The 1,346-nt window shown below is 46.3% G+C and carries 1 protein-coding gene; it reads right to left on the reverse strand.

Annotation, left to right across the window (positions count from 1 at the left end):
• The coding region (locus Q675_RS37645) for an SIR2 family protein (protein ID WP_023012312.1) at positions 1-994 on the reverse strand (994 nt) is incomplete at its 3' end.
• Positions 995-1,346: the final 352 nt, after the last annotated feature.

Raw genomic sequence — 1,346 nt, forward strand, 5'->3', positions numbered from 1 at the left:
ATGAGAAATCCGGGCTAGCAAGCAATGCTCTCAATATTTTTGGATTAATCGCTGTAATAGCGTCTGATGATCCAAATGCCTCATAAACCCACGTAAAATCATCCGCTACAATGCTTTTCACACGGACACTGCGCTCATGATCGATTGTAATAAGCTTCTCTCTTGGGTATGACGTCATGCTGGCAACATTCTTGTTCCATTCCACAAGATATATATTTGGAATCAAGTCGTTATCGGGAGCAAGAATTTCATCGATGTCGGACAATATAGACCTTATATTTGGGTCTTCGGCGCTATAACCAAGAAAGACTAGGGGATGCTCAGCAAAAAAGGTTAGTAGCTTAGCACTCAAATACTTCTTCTTAGCCTTGAAGTCTTCATAATCTGATGATGTTATGACTATGCTCTCAGGCTCTGAAGAGCAGCCGTGTATTTTGAGTATTTCCCCAACATCGGTATAATTTGCTTTGAGTATAGATTGCCCAATTATGCTTGAGTAATCAGAAAACACCTGCTCAAAAAAGCGATCATAATTAGTTGTTATCAAGGCATGTGGCCTGACACTCTTCAAGGCCTCTATTTCGTCAGAAAATTCACCTGCAAAAACCTGGTCAAAGTCAGGCTTTATAACCTCTTCAAAGTATTCTGAAACCTTGTACTTAAAATAGATATCAGGTGGCTGCGAATCTGTGAATAGCTCCTTTGGAAACTGGTCGTTTCCGTCACCCCAGGCCCATTCTCGGTAAGCTTCTGAGAACTCGGTTCCCACCTCAATTAACGAATTGTTTTTTTGTTTATAGTATGCGTAGCTTTTATCGAGAATAGGACACTCTTCAGCAAGGGCCTTGAGCAAATTATCCCAGTTCGGGCCGCCAAAGTAACGCTGAGACATTCCTGAACCGACGAATAAGATAGGCTGAACGCCCATGCTATCGAGGCAAGTGGCGATGTCGTCGGTCATCTCCTCTTTATATTTTTCGAAATCACCTTCCATAAATCTCTACCGTTTCTTTTTGGCTAATTGGGATAGGGAGGCACCTCACGATGCCCCTCCTCCCACATCACCGGGCATACGGATCACGTACCACGGCGATTCAGTGACTTGACTCAACCCGTTACCGTACTGCCAGCTCCGGCAGTCCATAACTCCGGAACAATCGGGCCGGTAAGGCTTGTCGCAGTGCCGGCGAATGACTCAGCCGCCACGGGCCGTGGGCCGATTTCGCGGTGTTCCAGGCCAATTTGACCGAGACACCCCGCTTTCTCAGCTCACGATACCCCCTTCGGCCCCATTGCTTCCACACGTAACTTCTCATTCTCCGCCGTATCCACTTGTCCAGGTCCCG

The organism is Marinobacter sp. EN3 (genome assembly GCF_000475315.1).
GTDB lineage: Bacteria > Pseudomonadota > Gammaproteobacteria > Pseudomonadales > Oleiphilaceae > Marinobacter > Marinobacter nauticus.